11 protein-coding genes are annotated in these 17,909 nt (G+C 71.4%); 9 read left to right on the top strand and 2 right to left on the bottom strand.

Going from position 1 to position 17,909, the window contains the following annotated elements; genetic code table 11:
* Nucleotides 1-6 precede the first annotated feature (6 nt).
* The 3 genes from ACZ5GP_RS33815 to ACZ5GP_RS33805 are packed head-to-tail and all read left to right on the top strand — an operon-like array spanning nt 7 to nt 4,582.
* Nucleotides 7-1,188, top strand: a complete 1,182-nt coding sequence (locus ACZ5GP_RS33815) for a pyridoxal phosphate-dependent aminotransferase (protein ID WP_468754495.1) — start codon at nt 7-9, stop codon at nt 1,186-1,188.
* 8 nt (nt 1,189-1,196) lie between these two features.
* On the top strand, nt 1,197-3,119 hold the full coding sequence (locus ACZ5GP_RS33810; RefSeq protein ID WP_468754494.1) for an ABC transporter ATP-binding protein: 1,923 nt from the start codon (nt 1,197-1,199) through the stop codon (nt 3,117-3,119).
* The gene (locus ACZ5GP_RS33805; protein ID WP_468754493.1) at nt 3,116-4,582 is read left to right on the top strand and encodes a condensation domain-containing protein; all 1,467 of its coding nucleotides are present in this window, start codon (nt 3,116-3,118) and stop codon (nt 4,580-4,582) included. The genes ACZ5GP_RS33810 and ACZ5GP_RS33805 overlap by 4 nt, the downstream gene beginning before the upstream one ends.
* Nucleotides 4,583-4,589: 7 nt before the next feature.
* Here the strand turns inward: ACZ5GP_RS33805 and ACZ5GP_RS33800 are convergent, their stop codons facing one another.
* Entirely contained in the window at nt 4,590-5,243 is a 654-nt protein-coding gene (locus ACZ5GP_RS33800) for a response regulator (RefSeq protein ID WP_468754499.1), read from the bottom strand.
* Nucleotides 5,244-5,453: 210 nt separating this feature from the next.
* Here ACZ5GP_RS33800 and ACZ5GP_RS33795 point away from each other — a divergent pair, with 210 nt between their 5' ends.
* The 3 genes from ACZ5GP_RS33795 (at nt 5,454) to ACZ5GP_RS33785 (ending at nt 8,684) form a co-directional block, all read left to right on the top strand.
* Nucleotides 5,454-6,413, top strand: a complete 960-nt coding sequence (locus tag ACZ5GP_RS33795; RefSeq protein ID WP_468754492.1) for an ABC transporter ATP-binding protein — start codon at nt 5,454-5,456, stop codon at nt 6,411-6,413.
* A gap of 23 nt (nt 6,414-6,436) precedes the next feature.
* On the top strand, nt 6,437-7,222 hold the full coding sequence (locus tag ACZ5GP_RS33790; RefSeq protein ID WP_468754491.1) for an ABC transporter permease: 786 nt from the start codon (nt 6,437-6,439) through the stop codon (nt 7,220-7,222).
* A 490-nt stretch (nt 7,223-7,712) separates the two neighbouring features.
* Nucleotides 7,713-8,684 (top strand): winged helix-turn-helix domain-containing protein, encoded by a 972-nt coding sequence (locus ACZ5GP_RS33785; protein ID WP_468754490.1) that lies wholly within the window; start codon nt 7,713-7,715, stop codon nt 8,682-8,684.
* Between the two features lie 45 nt (nt 8,685-8,729).
* Here the strand turns inward: ACZ5GP_RS33785 and ACZ5GP_RS33780 are convergent, their stop codons facing one another.
* Complete coding sequence (locus ACZ5GP_RS33780) at nt 8,730-9,245, bottom strand: flavin reductase family protein (protein ID WP_468754489.1); 516 nt, start codon at nt 9,243-9,245, stop codon at nt 8,730-8,732.
* 256 nt (nt 9,246-9,501) lie between these two features.
* On the opposite strand from ACZ5GP_RS33780, the gene ACZ5GP_RS33775 reads away from it, so the two are divergent.
* The 3 genes from ACZ5GP_RS33775 to ACZ5GP_RS33765 all read left to right on the top strand — a co-directional run.
* Nucleotides 9,502-9,714: an MbtH family protein gene (locus ACZ5GP_RS33775; RefSeq protein ID WP_327341301.1), complete on the top strand. Its 213-nt coding sequence runs from the start codon at nt 9,502-9,504 to the stop codon at nt 9,712-9,714.
* Nucleotides 9,715-9,808: 94 nt separating this feature from the next.
* Complete coding sequence (locus tag ACZ5GP_RS33770; RefSeq protein WP_468754488.1) at nt 9,809-13,021, top strand: non-ribosomal peptide synthetase; 3,213 nt, start codon at nt 9,809-9,811, stop codon at nt 13,019-13,021.
* Between the two features lie 182 nt (nt 13,022-13,203).
* A partial coding sequence (locus ACZ5GP_RS33765; RefSeq protein ID WP_468754487.1) for an amino acid adenylation domain-containing protein occupies nt 13,204-17,909 on the top strand: 4,706 nt, incomplete at its 3' end.

The raw sequence follows: 17,909 nt of genomic DNA, 5'->3' as shown, positions 1-17,909 counted from the left end.
CCCCGCGTGACGCGGCTGTCCCGGCGCACGGCCCGGGTCACCCCGATGGCGCTCGCCGCGCTGTTGCCCGCCGCCCGCGCGGGCGGGGCCATCGACCTCGCCCTCGGCATCCCCCAGGGCAGCCCGGCCGACGCCGCCGTCGAAGCGGCCGTCACGGCCCTGCGCACCGGGAGCAACCAGTACGCCGACCCGGCCGGGCTGCCGGAACTCCGGCACGCCCTGGCCGCCGAACTGGGCGCCGTGCGGGGCACACCTGTCGACGCCGAGCGCGAGATCACCGTCAGCGCCGGAGCCACCGAGGGACTGCTGGTGGCGCTCATCGCGACCACCGACCCGGGTGACGAGGTGCTCGTCCCGCAGCCGTTCTTCGAAAACCACCCCGGAGTGGTCGAACTGGCCGGCGCCGTACCCCGTTTCGTGCCGTTGACCGAGGACGCCTGGCGCCTCGACGAGGCCGCGCTGGAGGCCGCCGTCACCCCCCGCACCCGGGCGGTGCTCCTGAACAACCCGCACAACCCGACCGGCCGCGTCTTCGACCGGGACGAGTTCGACGCGCTCACCGCCGTGTGCGAGCGGCACGATCTGACGCTGATCACGGACGAGGTCTACGACCGGTTCGTCTACGACGGACACCGACATCTGTCACCCGTGGGCGCCGTACCCGCCCTGCGCCACCGCTCCGTCGTCGTCGGCAGCCTCTCCAAGACCCGCGCCATGAGCGGCTGGCGGCTCGGCTACTGCCTCGCCCCGCCCGACCTCACCGCGGCCCTGCGCCGGGTGCACGAGCGCACCACGCTCGGCGCGCCCCATCCGCTGCAACGCGGCGCGGTCGCGCTCGGGCCCACCGAGGAGGCGTCCGTCGCCGCCGCCCGCGCACTGTTCCAGGACCGCCGCGACCTGGTGGGCGAGGCGCTGCGTCGGACCGGCTGCACGGTGCGCCTCCCGCAGGGCGGCTGGTTCGTCCTGGCCGGCACATCCGCGCTGGCCCGTGACTCCGGGGAGCTGGCCCGGCGCCTCGTCGAACACGCCGGCGTGCTCGTCGCCCCGGGAGCGTCCTTCTTCGCCCCGCCGGAAGCGGGGGAGGGCTGGGTCAGGATCGCGCTCGTACGCGACCACGCCCAGCTGCGCGCCGGGCTCGACCGCATCGCCGCCCACCTCACCCGCACACCGATTCCGCCGAGAAGCTGAGGAGACCAGTGGACAACGGACCGGTGCAGCGCACCCGCTCCCTCATCGGCACGGAGGACTTCGCGAAGCCCACCTGGGCCACCCCGGGCGAGACGGCCGCCCACCGCAGTGTCGCGGCGACCCTGCGCGCCGTCCCCTCCGCCATCACGTCCATCGTCCGACTGTCCTGGCGCGCCTCCCCCTCGCTCACCGTCGTCGTGGGCGTGGCCCAGCTGCTGGCCGGCGCCGTGGCCGCGCTCGGTCTGCTCGCCACCGCGAACGTCCTGACCATCCTGCTGTCCGAGGGCCCCACACCGGACCGGGTGATGGAGTCCCTGCCGTCGGTGCTCGCGGTCGTCGCCTCGTACGCCACGCGGGCCCTGATGGACAGCGCGGCCGGGGTCCTGCAGGGCCGGTTGCGGCCGCGCATCATGGAAGAGGCGCAGGACGCGATGAACAGCGCGGTCGTGGCGGTCGAACTGAAGGCCTTCGACGACCCCAGCTTCCGCGAGCTGATCCGGCAGGGCATACGGCGCGGCCTGCCCTCGATCGACCAGAGCATCCGGCTCCTCGCCGAGGCGCTCAGATCCGTGGTGACGATGGCGTCCGCGCTCGTCGCCACCGCCGTGCTGAGCCTGTGGCTGCTGCCGGTCATGCTGCTCGCGGCGCTCGCGGAGATGTGGTCGGCTACCCAGGTCGGCAAACTGGACTTCCTCAGCTTTCTGAGCAACGCCACCCGCCAGCTGCGCATCGGTGTCGTGCAGGACCTCATCGTCAAGCGGGAGCTGGCGGCGGAAGTGCGGGCGTACCGCCTCCAGGACCAGCTCATGGCCGAGCACCGCCGCGTCGCGGCGCAGCTGACCGAGGAGACGGTGCGGCTGGAGACGAAGAAGGGCTTCGTGCAGCTGGTGGGCCGCACCCTCAGCGGTCTGAGCACCGGTCTCGCCTACGTCCTGCTGGGCTTCCTGCTGCACCAAGGCCTCATGCCCCTGGCCCTGGCCGGCACGGCCGTCATGGCGATGCGCAACGCCAACACCGGGCTCGCGGCCACGATGCGCTCGCTCAACCGGGTGTACGAACTGTCGCACTACATCGACCTCTACCACGGTCTGCTGAACGACGCCGTGGACCGCCGCCACCGGCAGTGCACGGCGCTGGCCCCGCACAACCCCGCCGAGATCCGCATCGAGAACGTCGAGTTCGGATACCCCGGCAGCAGCCAGTACGCCCTGCGCGACATCAACCTGAGCATCCGGCGCGGCGAGGTGGTCGCCCTCGTCGGGGAGAACGGGTCGGGCAAAACCACCCTCAGCAAGATAATCGCGGGTCTGTACCGGCCCTCGTCCGGCGCGGTGCTGTGGGACGGGGTGGACATCGCCACCACGACCGAGGCATCGGTCCTGGACCAGGTGGCGCTGATCTCCCAGGAACCGGCCCGCTGGCCGATGACCGCGGGCAACAACATCCGCATGGGACGCCTGGAGGACGACGACACGTCCGGTGAGCGCTGGCGGCGCGCGGTGTCCGCCTCCGGAGCCGACGAGGTGGTCCAGTCCCTGCCCAAGGGCGAGGACACCATCCTGTCCAAGGAGTTCGTCGGCGGCCGGGACCTGTCGGGAGGCCAGTGGCAGCGCATCGGCGTCGCCCGCGGCGTCTACCGCGACGCCGCCGTCCTCCTCGCCGACGAACCCACGGCATCGCTGGACGCCAAGGCGGAGGCCGTCGTCTTCGAGGGCCTCCGCCGCGCCAGCGCCCTGAACGGCGAGGGCACCGGGTCACGGACGACCATCCTGGTCACCCACCGCCTGGTCAACGTCCGCAGAGCGGAACGCATCGTCGTCCTCCACCAGGGTCGCATCGTCGAACAGGGCACCCACGCCGAACTCATGGCGAGCGGGGGCCGCTACGCGGACATGTACGCACTGCAGGCCGACGCCTACACCACCGCATGACCGCCGCCGACCCCCGCACCCGCCCCGACGGAAGGCCGACCGCCCTCACCCGCTCCGACGAGACCGCACACGGAGCCGGTGTGGTGCGCACCGCGCCGGCCACGTTCGGACAGCGGGGGCAGTGGTACGAGCAGATGGCGGCACCGCCGCAGCGACGTCATCTGTTCAACCTGTGCCAGTGGTGGAAGCCGGAGGTCCCGGCCGGCGAGGCGACGGTCCGGGCGGCTCTCGCCGAACTGGTGCGCCGGCACGAGGGGCTGCGGACCACCCTGGCGCAGGACGGCGCGGGCGGACTCGTGCAGCGGGTGCACGCGGTACGGCCGCTGGACGTTCCCGTCGGCACCGCGACCGACGACGAGCCGAACATGCTGGAACATCCCTTGGTCAAGCAGGTCTCCGGGGCACCCTTCGACCTGAGCCGTGACCTGCCCGTGCGGTTCGGTCTGGTGCTCGGCGGCGGCGGGCTCGTCCGGCTGGTGCTGTGCGTGGTCAACCACAGCGCCTCCGACGCCTTCGCCCACGCCCTGCTCAGACGCGAGTTCCACCAGCTGCTCGCCACACCCCCGGACGAGTGGCGCCAGGACGAACACCGCGCCCAGCCCTGCGACATCGCCGCCTCCGAGAACTCCCCCTCGGGCCGGCGCAGGCACCAGCGCACCCTGACGTATCTGCGCGCCAAGTACCTGGAAGCACCGGTGAGCCCCCGCCTCCCGGAGGGTGCCGAGGGCATCACGGGCAAGCGGCCCCGGACCATGGTCCGCGTCGACCTGTACTCCACCGCCCTGCGCACGGCCTCCCGCCGCCTCAGGGCCACCGAGCGGGTCTCCCTGGGCGCCCTGGCCCTCGCACCTTTCTGCGCACTGTTCGCGGCGCACACCGGGCAGGAGCGGATCCCGTTCAAGGTGATGGTCACCAACCGGTTCGAACCGGGCACGGGCGGCAGCCTGGCGTGCATGTGCCAGCCCGGCCTGGCCGTGCTGCGCACCGCACCCGCCGAGACCGTCATGGAGGCGGCACGCCGCTGCCAGCACGATCTGCTGAAGGCCTACCACCACGGCAAGTACGACATCACGAGCGTCGAGCGGCTGTTCGCCGAGGCGGCCGCCGAGCACGGGCCGGTACGCCTGGAGCGGCTCTTCGACTGCCTCGACAAGCAGCCGGGCGCCGTGCTCGACACCGCGCCCACCCGCGCCGACCTCGAGCCGCTCCGCTCGGAGGTGACCTGCTCCGACCCCTTCCGGGCACACGGCACCGAGCAGACCTTGCGGGTGCGCGGACGCGGGTCGGACGTCTGGGTCACCCTGCTCACCGACATCGACGTCCTGCCGGCCCACCTGGCCCGCCAGTCCCTGCGAGCGGTGGAGTCAGCGGCGGTCAACAGCTGCCTCGGCCACCCCCCGAGCGTCGCCGACCTCGCCGCGGACTTCGATTTCACACCTTCCGTCGGCCTTCCCAGAACCTGACGAAGCACTACTGGTCGCGGCGGCGGTATGTCAGGCCCGCCTCGTGGGCCGCGATCGCCGCCTCCACCCGGTTGCGGACGCCGAGTTTGCCGAGGATCGCGCTGACGTGGGCCTTCACCGTGCCCTCCACCAGGTGCAGGCGCGCCCCGATCTCGGCGTTCGACAGACCCGTGCCCAGCAGTGCCAGGACCTCGTGCTCCCGCTCCGTGAGGTGCCCGACGGGGTAACGGGACGCCGCGTTCGCCATGTGACCCCTGCGGAGCCCGGCCACCACCCGGTCCGCCACCTTCCGCGACAGGTAAGCGCCGCCCGCGGCGACCGCGTGCACCCCCGCGATCAGCTCCCGGGGATCCCCCGCCTTGAGCAGGAAGCCGCTCGCGCCCTCCTGCAGAGCGCGGGCTATGAAGTCGTCCTCGCCGAAGGTGGTCAGCATGAGCACGGCCGTGCCCGCGAGTTCGCGATGGATCTGCGCGGCCGCCGCGATGCCGTCGAGCCGCGGCATCTGGATGTCGAGCAGCGCCACGTCGGGCCGGTGCCTGCGCACTCCCTGGACGGCCTCGTGCCCGTCGGCCGCCTCGGCGACGACCTCGATGCCGGGGTCCTTCGCGAGGATCGCCCGGACACCCGCGCGGATCATGGTCTCGTCGTCTGCCAGCAGCACCTGGATCACCGGTGCAGTATACGGACGCTCCACCGGACGGACCGTCAGAACAGGCCCCCCGTATGGCCCCTTGACACGCCCACCCGACGAAAGTCGGGGGTGCCCCTGCCGTTGGTAAGGGGAGCTGCTGCCGAACGTCCGATGTGCCGGGGCCGCGGGCTTCCTACGGTTGATCCCGGACGAGACCCGAGGAACGGACGAGGGACACACGTGATCACCCTGCGAGGACTGACCAAGCGGTACGGCGACACACTCGCCGTCGACGGCTTGACGCTGGACGTCAAGGAGGGGCAGGTGACGGGTTTCCTCGGCCCCAACGGCGCGGGCAAGTCGACGACCATGCGCATGATCCTCGGCCTCGACAACCCCACCGAGGGCGAGGCGCTCATCGACGGCAAGCCGTACTCCTCGCTGCGCCACCCCGTGCGCGAGGTCGGCGCCCTGCTGGAGGCCAAGGCGCTGCACCCCGCCCGCTCGGCCCGCAACCACCTGCTCACCATGGCGCGCAGCAACGGCATCCCGGCGCGCCGCGTGGACGAGGTGCTGGACACCGTGGGCCTCACGAAGGTGGCGCGCAAGCGGGCCGGTTCGTTCTCGCTCGGCATGTACCAGCGGCTCGGCGTCGCGGGCGCCCTGCTCGGTGACCCCAAGGTGCTGATCTTCGACGAACCGGTCAACGGCCTGGACCCCGACGGCGTGCGCTGGGTCCGCGAACTCGTGCGCTCCCAGGCCGCGCAGGGCCGGACCGTCTTCCTCTCCAGCCATCTGATGAGCGAGATGCAGCTGACGGCGGACCAGCTCGTGGTCATCGGCAGAGGCAAGCTGCTGGCCGACGCCCCCATCGCGGAGCTGCTCGCGAGCAGCTCCCGGGCCGGGGTCCGGGTGCGCAGCCCGCACCCCGAAGGGCTGCGGGCCCTGACCGAGCGGTTGACGGCCTCCGGCGAGGTGCGGGTGGAGTCGGCCGGGGAGGACGAGATCGTGGTCAGCGGCAGGACGGTGGAGGAGGTCGGCGATGTGGCGCACCAACTCGGCGTGCGGCTGCATGGCTTGAATGCGGTGTCCGCCTCACTGGAACAGGCGTACATGGAACTGACAGCGGAAAGCGTGGAGTACGGCACGGCGAGCACGGTCTTCGGCGTGCAGGCCGCTCAGCGGAAGACGGAGGCGTGAGGGACATGGCGACCGTGACACGTATGACGCGTGCGGACGCCGCGGAGCGGCCGCGCGCGGAGCACAAGGGCGGTGGGCTGCGCGGTGCGATCGCCGCGGAGTGGGGCAAGCTGTGGACGACCCGTACGCCGTATGTCTGCCTGGCGGTGGGCGTCGGGCTGATGGCGGTGTTCGCCTTCTACTACGGCTCCATCGCGCGGATCAACGACGAGCCGGTGCAGGCGGTGGGCAAGGCGCCGATCGCCTCCGTCATGCTCCTGCAGTTCATCGTCGTCGTGCTGGCGATGACGTCCGTGACAAGTGAATACGCCACCGGCAGTATCCGCACCTCGCTGCAGTGGGTTCCGGTCAGACATCGGGTGCAGTTGGCGAAGGCGGTCGTCACCGGTGCCGTCTCGTTCACCGGCGGAGTGCTGCTCGGCGCGCTGGGCATGGCCGTGGCATGGGTCCCCTTCAGCGGCCACGCCTCGTTCGAGACGGGCGAGGCGGTAGGTCAACTTCTGTCGATCGGGGTGTACTTGGCGCTGGTCGCGGTGCTCTCGGTCGGTGTCGCCTTCGTGTGCAGGTCCGCGGTCGGCGCGCTGGCGTCCCTCTTCTTCCTGCTGGCCGGCCTGCCGTTCGTCCTCCTCGGCCCGGGCAGCGAGGTGCTCCGGAAGATCAATGACGCCCTGCCGCAGAGCGCCGGCGACCACTTCATGGCGGGGGACAGTGACCCCTACCCCTCGCTGGTGGGCCTGGTGATCATGGTGTCCTGGGCCGTCGCGGCCCACCTGATCGGCCTGGCCGTACTGCGTCGACGGGACGCCTGACAGCGTTCCGCCGCACCGCCAGGTCCCGGCTCCGGCCGTCACCGTCGATCCCCCGCGGCGGTGGCGGACCGGGCCGTTCTCCCCGGGCGACTACTGCCGTCCCTACGCCGTCTGAGGTAGATAACAAGCCCTGAAATAGTGGTGACGTCTACTACATGGTGGCTTTAGAGTGTGGACAGTTGGAGCGCTTCTTCATGGGGGTGGGGGTCGTGAATTCCAGGCGTCCCGCTCCCGCCGTGCTTCATGGTGATGCGGGACCGCTCGGGCGGTGGAGCCGCCGGGCCGCCGAGGGATTCCCCGCACCTCATCGTGTCGACATCAAGCCATGCCGTGGCCGCAGTCGAACTGGAGTGCTGCCAAGTCGTGGGTACGGTCGATGTGTTGAGCGGCGCCGTCCGGCGCGGCCCCATGGCCCGCGCTGATCCTGTCCGCAAGACGTTCGCGTGCGCGTCCGCCGGTCCAGCGGCGGGTGCTCGCTCCTGGGGGATCCATGCAGAACGTGCACTTCACCATTGATGACCTTGCGAAACTGAAGATCGTGCCGACGGTGGGTCCCGTCGCCGAGGCGGTCTTCGCGGTCGATCTGCTGAAACGGGGAGCGGGGGGTGCGCCCTTCGCCAAATGGCGTGAGGCGGTCGGCCTCAGGATGCGCCGGGCCCGTTCCTCCGTCGACGCGCTCACCGGGCCACGGGCCCCATCCTCCCCGCAGACCGCGGAGTCGCAGCAGCGCAACCGGGGCAGCTGGCTGTTCGACCTGGTGTCCTCGGAAGGGTCGGCCGACGACATCGAATGCCCCGACCCGGTGATAGAGAGGGTGCACCACCTGGGCGTCGCCCCGTACTGGGCGCAGACGCGCACCCATCTCCAGCTCGACCGCGACCGCCGCTGCCGCCTCCTGGTCGGCGGCGGGATAGAGCACCTGCTCAGCACGTTGCACGCCTGGATCGACTGGTCCCCGCCGGTGCTCACCGTGGCCTCGGTCCGCACACAGGAGATCGAACTGCGGGGCAACGGCCTCGTCATCGTGCCGTCCCTCTTCCTCGCACAGCCGATGGTCTTCGCGGACCCCGCCGGCACGGACCGGGCACCCGTGCTGGTCTACCCGGTGCCGCTCGACCTCGACACGGCGGACAGCCTGTGGAGCACCGCGGGCGCCGGGGACCGCGCGCTGGCCGCCCTCGTCGGCCGGACCAGGGCCAAGGTGCTCCAGGCGCTGACCGAGACGTGCAGCACCAGCGAACTGGGGCGCAGACTCGGCATCTCGCCCGCCGCCGCCAGCCAGCACGCGACCGTGCTGCGCGAAGCCGGCCTGGTGACCAGCCGACGACGCTCGAACACGATGCTGCACTCGCTGACCGCGCTCGGCTCGGCACTGGCCATGGTCGGCGGCCCCGCGCCCGACACCGGCAAGGCCGAGCCCACGCCCTCCATGTGCGGTCCCGGACCGGGCGCCCGCGCCTGAGCGGTGCCGGCCCACGCGGGGCGGGGCCTCGCACGGGACCGGACCTCAGCCGGACGGCCACCCCGCGTACCGGCGCAGGCCGTACAGCAGCGGCCGGGGCGAGGCGGAGGCGATCCGCACCCCGGTCACTTCGGCGAAGACCACCCGGTGGTCGCCCATGGCGTCGTGCCGGCGCACCGCGCAGTCGGCGATCGCATGGGCGTCGGCGACCAGATGCGGAGCACCACCGCCGGGCCCGGGCGCCCAGTCCACCCGGTCGAACCGGTCGGGGGCGCCGGAACTGAACAGCTCGGAGGTGACCCGGGCGTCCTCGTGGAGCAGATTCGCCGCGAAGACGCCCCCTGCCAGGAGGGCCTCCAGCGTCGGGCTCGCACTCCTGATGCACACCAGCAGGACCGGTGGCGACAGCGAAACACTGCACAGCGACGTACACGTCATGCCGAGGGGTGTCCCGTCGGGCAGCGCGGTGGTGAGCACGGCGACCCCGGAGGGGAAGCACGTCATGAAGGAACGGAACTCACCGCTCGTCGCTGTGGCGGGGTGCGCGGTGTCCACGTTCACGCCACCTTTCCACGGTCCGGGGCTCTCCCGGGGTGTCGGTTCACTCTGGCAAGCGCGCCTGCCACTGTCACGGATTTTCATCGGTGGTGAATGACTGAGGCGACGACTCCGGCTCGCTGCTTCTTCCGTCATTAAGCCGTTCCTGAATCCGCGCCGGAATTCCGGCCGGCCGGTGATCCGGCACACCGGGATTCGTACACTTCGGTCCTGTGTGTCGCGCAAACCGCGCGAGAAGAAGGAGCGAAGGAGCCCGACCGTGAGCGTGAATCCCTTCGAGGACCCCGACGGCACCTACCTGGTCCTGGTGAACGACGAAGGGCAGCACTCCCTTTGGCCGACGTTCGCCGAAGTGCCCGCCGGCTGGACGGTGGCCCTTGAGTCGACGGACCGCCAGTCGGCACTCGACTACGTCAACGAGAGCTGGACCGACATGCGCCCCAAGAGCCTGATCGAGGCCATGGGCGGCTGAAGGCCACGAGCAGCACGACGCTCACACGGTGAGCGGCAGTCCGCATGTTCGGTCCGGCCACGGGCGCACCCGCCCGGCAAACGGGGGTTGAGTCATGTCCAGAGTTCATCGTCCCGCGCCGACACGGATCCCCCGGTGGGCCGCGCCCGGTGGCGCGGCACCGGCCACGGTCCGCGAGCAGGTGGTGCGGCTGCCCCCCGCCCCGGCCCCGCCGGCCGACGCGGAGACCCTGCTCCTGGCCGCCCTGATGAAGGTGCTCAGCACGGTCACCGCCGAAAAGACCGTGACCGTCGGATACTTCTCCGCTGCGGCGCCGGGCGGGCGGTCGACGCCGCACACCCTGACGGTGCGGGTACCTGACGGCTCCTGGCACGACGTCGTGGCGGCGGTCGCCACCGGCCGGGAGCAGGCGTCCGCCGACCGCTCCGCGGACCACGACGGCACCCCGCACGACATCGTGCTCGACCTGCGCCCCACGTCCGCGCCCGCGGACCCCGACGAGGCCGCCCCGCTCGCGCCGGAGACCGCGCTCCACGTGACCTGGACGGCGGACACCACCGCGCCCCGACTGCGCCTGAAGCACCGCACGGACCTCATCGACACCACATACGCGGCGCGGCTCGGCGGCTACCTCCGCACGGCCGTCGAGCAGCTGACCACCACCCCGGACGCCGAGCACCACCTGCAGGACCTGCTGTCCGACCAGGAGCGGGAGCACCACCTCACCGGTCTCGCCGGGCCTGTCCGGCCCCTGCCCGAAGCCATGTTCCCCCAGCTGTTCGAGGCGCGGGCGCGCGCCCACCCGCACGCCACCGCCGTCTCCCACGGCGGGACCGCATGGGACTACGCCACCCTCAACGCCGCCGCCAACCGCATCGCCGCGGCGCTGCTGGCCCAGGGGCTGCGGGCCGAGGACGTCGTGGCCGTGGTCATGGACCGCACCCTGCCCTGGGCAGCGGCCGTCCTGGGCGTCCTCAAGGCCGGCGGAGCCTATCTGCCCGTACGCCCCGACTTCCCGGCCCGCCGCGTCGCGACCCAGCTCGACCGCAGCGCATGCCGGTTCGTCCTCGGCCAGAGGTCGGCGCGGACCCTCCTCACGGCCACCGCCGAGGAGTCCGGCCGGGCCAGGACGTCCCTGTTCGTCGAGGACCTGCTCCAGGACGACGCGGACCCCAAGGACCCCGGCGTCGAGATCCGCCCGGACCAGCTGGCCTACGTCTACTTCACCTCCGGTTCCACCGGCGCCCCCAAAGGCGCGCAGTGCGAGCACGCCGGAATGGTCAACCACCTCTACGCGAAGATCGACTCCGTCGACCTGCACGAGGGCGACGTGGTCACCCAGACCGCTTCCCAGTGCTTCGACATCTCCCTGTGGCAACTCGTGGCGCCGCTCCTCGTCGGTGCCTCGGCACGCATCGTGGACACCGCGACACAGCTCGACCCCGAACGCTTCCTCGCCGAGCTGGACGGCGCCCGGGTATCGGTGGCGCAGCTGGTGCCCTCGTACTTCGAGATCCTGCTCGGCGAGTTGGAGCGCAGGCCCCGCGACCTCGGTGCGCTGCGCTCGATCTCCATCACCGGTGAGGCCCTCAAGCTCGACCCGGTCCGCCGCTGGTTCGCCGTCCAGCCGCACGTACAGCTGGTCAACGCCTACGGCGCCACCGAGGTCAGCGACGACACCATGCACGAGGTGCTCACCGCGCCACCCGTTCGCGACTTCGTGTCGGTGGGCCGCTCACTGCGCAACGTCCGCACCTACGTCCTGAACGACCACGGGCGGCTCGCGCCCCTCGGCACCCCCGGCGAGATCGTCTTCGCCGGCGTGTCCGTCGGCCGCGGCTACATCAATGACCCGGAACGCACCCGCCAGGCGTTCGTCACCGACCCGTACGTGCCGGGAGAGCGCATGTACCGGACCGGCGACTTCGGCCGCTGGCTGCCCGAGGGCACCATCGAGTTCCTCGGCCGCCGCGACCAGCAGGTCAAGATCCGTGGCTACCGGATCGAGATCGGCGAGATCGAGAACAAACTGCGCGCCGCGACGGGGGTGCGGGACTGCGCCGTCCTCGTCGAACACACCACCGGCACGGAGAAGAGCCTGGTCGCGTTCGTCGCGGCCGGGGAGCACGTCCAGGAGGAGGCCCTGCACCGGCAGCTGGCGGCACTGCTGCCCGCGTACATGGTCCCCTCGCCCATCCACCGCCTGGACACCCTGCCTCTGAACGAGAACGGCAAGGTGGACAAGAAGGCGCTCACGGCCCTCGCGCGGACCCTCGGGCACGCACCGGGCTCGCCGTCCACCCCCAAGACGCCCACCGAGCGCCGGCTCGCCACGGAATGGGCGCAGGCGCTGGGCATCCCGGTCGAACGCATCGGCCGCCACGATCACTTCTTCGACCTCGGCGCCACCTCGCTCACCGCCGTCCGCCTGGTGGTCGGACTCGACCGGGCGATCTCCCTCAAACAGCTCATCGCCACCCCGGTCCTCGCCGAACTGGCCGCCCTCATCGAGACCGGCGCGGCGCCGGACGCCGGACACGGCCTGCTCCAGCGGCTGACGGAACCCGTGCCGAACCCGGTGGCCACCTTGGTCTGCTTCCCCTATGCGGGCGGCAACGCCGTCAACTTCCAGCCCCTGGCCAAGCGGCTGGCCGAGCGCCGCGTCACGGTCCTCGGTGTGGAACCACCCGCCCGCGACCTCGCCGGAGCCGCGGAACAGCCCGAGGACGTCCCGCGGATCGCGCACCGCGTCCATGACGAGATACGATGCGACGTCACAGGCCCCGTCATGCTCTGGGGACACTGCGCCGGCAGCGCCCACGCACTGGCGACCGCCCGGCTGCTGGAAGCGAGCGGAGCCGAACCGACCCGGATCTTCCTGGGAGCGATGCTCCTGGACCCGGTGGCCGCCCTGGAGGCGGAGACGGCCGAGGTCGAGGCACTCGACGCGGCCGAGCTCACCCGGCGGCTGCCGGCGGAGAGCGCCTACGTCGAGCTGGACCACCTCGAGCCCGAGCGAGCGGCCCCCGTTGGAACGGCGTACCGCCACGACGTGCGCACCACCAACGCCCACCTGCTGGCCCTGCACGCCGACCCGCGGGCGCACCGCGTCAACGCCCCCGTCCACGTGGTCCTCGCCGCGGACGACCCGTCCACCGAGCGGGGCCCCGAACGCTACCGGGACTGGAAGGTCGTCGCCGACCGGGTCGAACTGCACGAACTCTCCGAGGGCGGCCACTATTTCACCAGCACTCGGCCGCAGGAGACCGCGGACATCATCGGCTCGGTACTCGACGCCGAAGACTGAGCGGGCCGCACCGGAATTCCCCGAGGATTTCCCCACCGGGCCCGTGACGGACCCGAACCATTTCGCAGAAAAACGCCTTGCTTTTGGCGCTTCCTGAAAGTCTTGACGCTCTCTTCAAAGGGCAACTAGCTTCCAATTCCCCGTACACGGGAAAAGCTTCGTGGAGTGAAGGGACGTCCGTGGTGAACGCGCGTGCACAGTCGATCGAGGACATCCTGCCGGTGACCGCCCTGCAGGAGGGCATGATCTTCCACCATGTCTACGACGACGGCGCACCGGACTCCTACGTGGCCCAGGTCGCCTTCGACCTGGACGGCACCCTGGACGAGGCGGGCCTGCGCGCGGCCGCCGCCGAACTCCTGCGCCGGCACGCCACCCTGCGCTCCTCCTTCCGCCAGCGCCGCACCGGCGAATGGGTGCGGATCCTGCGCCGCCGGGTGCGCCTGCCCTGGCACGAACGGGACCTGAGCGGCGTTCCCGCCCCCGAGCGGGACAAGGCCCTGGACGCCGAGGTGTCGGCGGACCGCCTGCGGCGCTTCGACCTCGGCGCCGCCCCCCTGATCCGCTTCACCCTGCTGCGCCTCGGAGAAGAACGCTTCCGCTTCGTGCTCACCGCTCACCACGCCGTCGTCGACGGCTGGTCCATGGCGGTGCTCCTGCGCGAACTCGTCGTGCTCTACCGCAACGGCGCCGACCCCGGCGTCCTGCCCGCCGTACGCTCCCACCGCGACCACCTGGCATGGCTGCGCACCCGCGACCGGGCCGCCGCCGAGCGGGCCTGGGCCGAAGCCCTGGCGGAGCTCCCCGGCCCCTGCCTGCTCGCGCCGGACGCCGACCGCGCCGGCGTGCTGCCCGAACGCCTCGACTTCGCCCTGGACCAGGAGGCCGGCGCCGCACTGGTGGACGTGGCACGGGCCCGTGGCGTCACCCTCAACACGGTGCTCCAGTGCGCCTGGGCCCTGGTCCTCGGCGGGCTCACCGGCCGCGACGACGTCGTGTTCGGCATGACCGTCTCCGGTCGCCCCGCCGAACTGGACGGCGCCGAACTCATGGTCGGCCTGTTCATCAACACCGTCCCGCTCCGCGTCCGGCTGCGGCCGGACGAGTCGCTCTCCGATCTGCTCGTCCGGGTGCAGCGCGAACAGACCCGCATGCTCGACCACCACCACCTGGGCCTCACGGAGATCCAACGCGCCGCGGGCGTGGACGAACTGTTCGACGCGGGCATGGTCTTCGAGAACTTCCCCCGGCACACCGACGACACGGACGCGGCCACCCCGCGCGTAAGGGACGTTCAGTCCCGCAATGCCACGCACTACCCCCTCACGCTCATCTCCGGCACGGGCGAGCTGATCGGTGGCCGTCTCGTGCACCGCCCCGACCTGTTCTCGACCGAGCGAGTCGAAAAGATCGCCGACACCCTGAAGCGCGTCCTGCGGACCATGGCCCGCACCCCGGCACACCCCGTGGGCGGGCTGGACGTGTCGCTGCCCGGCGAGCGACGACGGGTGCTGGAGGAGTGGAACGACACGGCGGCCGAAACGCCCTGGGCTTCGCTGCCGGCGCTGTTCGCGCAGCAGGTGACGCACGCGCCGGAAGCCACGGCGGTGGAGTGCGACGGGGGCACGGTGACCTACGGGGAACTGGACGCCCGCGCGAACCGCCTGGCGCGCCTCCTGAGGTCGCTGGGGGCGGGCACGGAGTCGCGGGTGGTGGTGGCGCTGCCGCGGTCGGTGGACGCGGTGGCCGCGCTGCTGGGCGTGGTGAAGGCCGGGGCCGCCTACGTCCCGGTCGACCCGTCGTATCCGGCGGAGCGGATCGCCTTCATGCTGAAGGACTGCGAGCCGACGGCGGTGATCTCACTCTCGGACACCGGTGTGACCGAAGGTACCGAGCCGTTCGGCCGCGCGGACGTACCGCTGGTCCTGCTCGACGCCCCCGAACAGGCGGCCCGACTCGCCGAGCTGCCGCCGACCCCGCCCGGAACCCCGGAGCCGCGCCCGGAACAGGCGGCGTACGTGGTGTACACCTCGGGTTCGACCGGGCGGCCGAAGGGCGTCGTGGTGGAGCACCGCTCGCTCGGTGCCTACCTGCTGCGGAACCGGGAGACCTACGCGGGAGTCACCGGGAACTCCGTGTTGCACACCTCGCTCTCCTTCGACCTGACGGTGACGGCGCTGTTCACCCCGCTGGTGAGCGGCGGCCGGGTGCGCCTGGGCGACCTGGGGGACGGCGCCGCAGCGACGCTGCTGAAGGTCACCCCGAGCCACTTGGCGCTGATGGAGGACCACACCGGCATGGTCGCTCCGGGCGGAACCCTGGTGGTCGGCGGCGAGGCGCTGACGGGCGAGGTGCTGGACCGCTGGCGTCGCCGCCACCCCGCCGCGACCGTCTTCAACGCCTATGGCCCGACCGAGGCCACGGTGAACTGCACGGAGTGGCGACTGGAACCGGGCGCCACGACACCCCAGGGCCCCGTACCGATCGGCACGCCGTTTCGGAACACGCGGGTCTTCGTGCTGGACTCGTTCCTGCGGCCGGTGCCCGTCGGGGTGCCCGGGGAGCTGTATGTGGCGGGCGTGCCCCTGGCGCGCGGCTACTGGGGCCGCGGGGACGTCACGGCGGAGCGGTTCGTGGCATGCCCCTTCGAGGGCGCGGGCGAGCGGATGTACCGCACCGGGGACGTGGTGCGGTGGCGCGCCGACGGTGTCCTGGAGTACGTGGGCCGGGTCGACGACCAGGTCAAGGTGCGGGGCTTCCGCATCGAACTGGGCGAGGTCGAGGCCGCGTTGGCGGGCTGCGCGGGGGTGGCCCGCGCGGTCGCGATGGTTCGGGCCCACGATGAGACGGACCGCCGACTCGTCGGCTACGTGGCACCCGGGCCGGGTGCCGTGGTGGACGGGGCGGCGCTGCGGGCCCAGTGTGCCCGGACCCTTCCCGAGTACATGGTTCCGTCCGCGGTCGTCGTGGTGCACGAGATCCCTCTGACGCCCCACGGCAAGGTGGACCGCCGCGCCCTGCCCGAACCCGAGGCGCGGACGGTCGCGGGCAGGGGCCCGCGCTCTCCGAGGGAGGAGATCCTGTGCGGCCTGTTCGCCGAGGTGCTCGGCGTTCCGGCGATCGGTATCGACGACAACTTCTTCTCCCTGGGCGGTCATTCGCTGCTGGCGACGCGTCTGGTGGGCCGGGTACGCGCCGTGCTGGACGCCGAGCTGTCGGTGCGGCACCTGTTCGAGGCGCCGACGGTGGCGGAGCTGGACCGGGTGTTGGACGGCGCCGGCCGGGGCCGGGTGCCGGTGGTGCGGGCGGAGGCGCGTCCCGAGCGGTTGCCGCTGTCGTTCGGGCAGCAGCGGCTGTGGTTCCTGCACCAACTGGAGGGGCCGGGCACCGCCTACAACGTCCCGTCGGCGGTCCGGTTGAACGGAGAACTGGACCGGGAGGCGCTGCGACTGGCACTCGACGACGTGGTGGCCCGCCACGAGAGCCTGCGCACTGTGTTCGCGGAGGATGCGCGGGGCGCGTACCAGGTCGTGTTGGACGCGGGCGTCGAGGTGCCGTGGACCGTCGCCCGGACGACGGAGGACGCACTTTCCGAGCAGCTGGAGAGTGCCGTCCAGTACGCCTTCGACCTCTCCACCGAGATCCCGGTCCGCGCCGCCCTGTTCGAACTCGCCCCCGACGACCACGCCTTGCTGCTGCTGGTGCATCACATCGCCACCGACGGCTGGTCCCTGAGGCCTCTCGTCCGTGACCTGACGACCGCGTACGGGGCTCGGGTGAACGGGGTGCCGCCTGAGTGGCCGGTGTTGCCGGTGCAGTACGCCGATTTCGCCGTGTGGCAGCGGCAGCTCCTGGGTTCGGAGGAAGACCCGCGAAGTGTGATTTCGGCGCAGGTCGCGTATTGGCGAGAACGGCTTGCGGGGTTGCCGGCGGAGATCGAGTTGCCGGTGGACCGGGTGCGTCCCGCGGTGGCGAGTTACCGGGGTGGCCGGGTGGATTTCGTGGTGCCCGCTGAGGTGATGGAGCGGGTGGCGGGGTTCGCGCGGGAGTCGGGTGCGAGTGTGTTCATGGTGGTGCAGGCGGCTTTGGGTCTGCTGCTGGCGCGGTGCGGTGCGGGTGAGGACGTTCCGATCGGTACTCCGGTGGCCGGTCGCGGCGATGACGCGGTGGACGACCTGGTGGGGTTGTTCATCAACAATTTGGTGTTGCGGACGGATGTTTCGGGGGATCCGACGTTCCGTGAGCTGGTGGCCCGGGTGCGGGAGAGTGACCTGGAGGCGTACGCGCATCAGGACCTGCCCTTCGAGCGGCTGGTGGAGATCCTCAACCCTGAGCGGTCCCTGTCCCGCCACCCCCTCTTCCAGGTCATGCTCATCTTCAACAACCAGATGTCGACCGGCCTCGGTACGGTTTCTCCCTCTCCCGCCTCATCCACCTCTCCCTTCGATGTGAGTGAGATACGCGCGACCCATGATGCTGCCCGTTTCGACCTGACCTTTGAATTCGCGCAGGCGGACCCTGTGTCTGGTCTGCGGGGTGGTTTGACGTTTGCGGTGGATGTTTTTGATCGGCGGTCTGCTGAGTTGTTGGTGGAGCGTTTGGTGTGGTTGTTGGGTGTGGTGGTGGGTTCGCCGGATGTTCCGGTGGGTGGGGTTGATGTGTTGGTTCCGGGTGAGCGGCGGCGGGTTCTGGAGGAGTGGAACGATACGGCGGCTGAGGTTTCGTGGGTTTCGCCGGTGGGTTTGTTCGAGGAGCAGGTTGTGCGTGCGCCGGGGGCTGTGGCGGTGGAGTTTGCGGGGGTTGGTGTGTCGTATGGGGAGTTGGATGCGCGGGCGAATCGTTTGGCGCGTTTTTTGGTGTCGTTGGGGGTGGGTGGGGAGTCGCGGGT

It is taken from the genome of Streptomyces sp. NPDC031466 (assembly GCF_055581265.1).
Note: the sequence above shows the minus strand (reverse complement) of the source record. Positions and strands in the feature narration are given on the sequence as shown.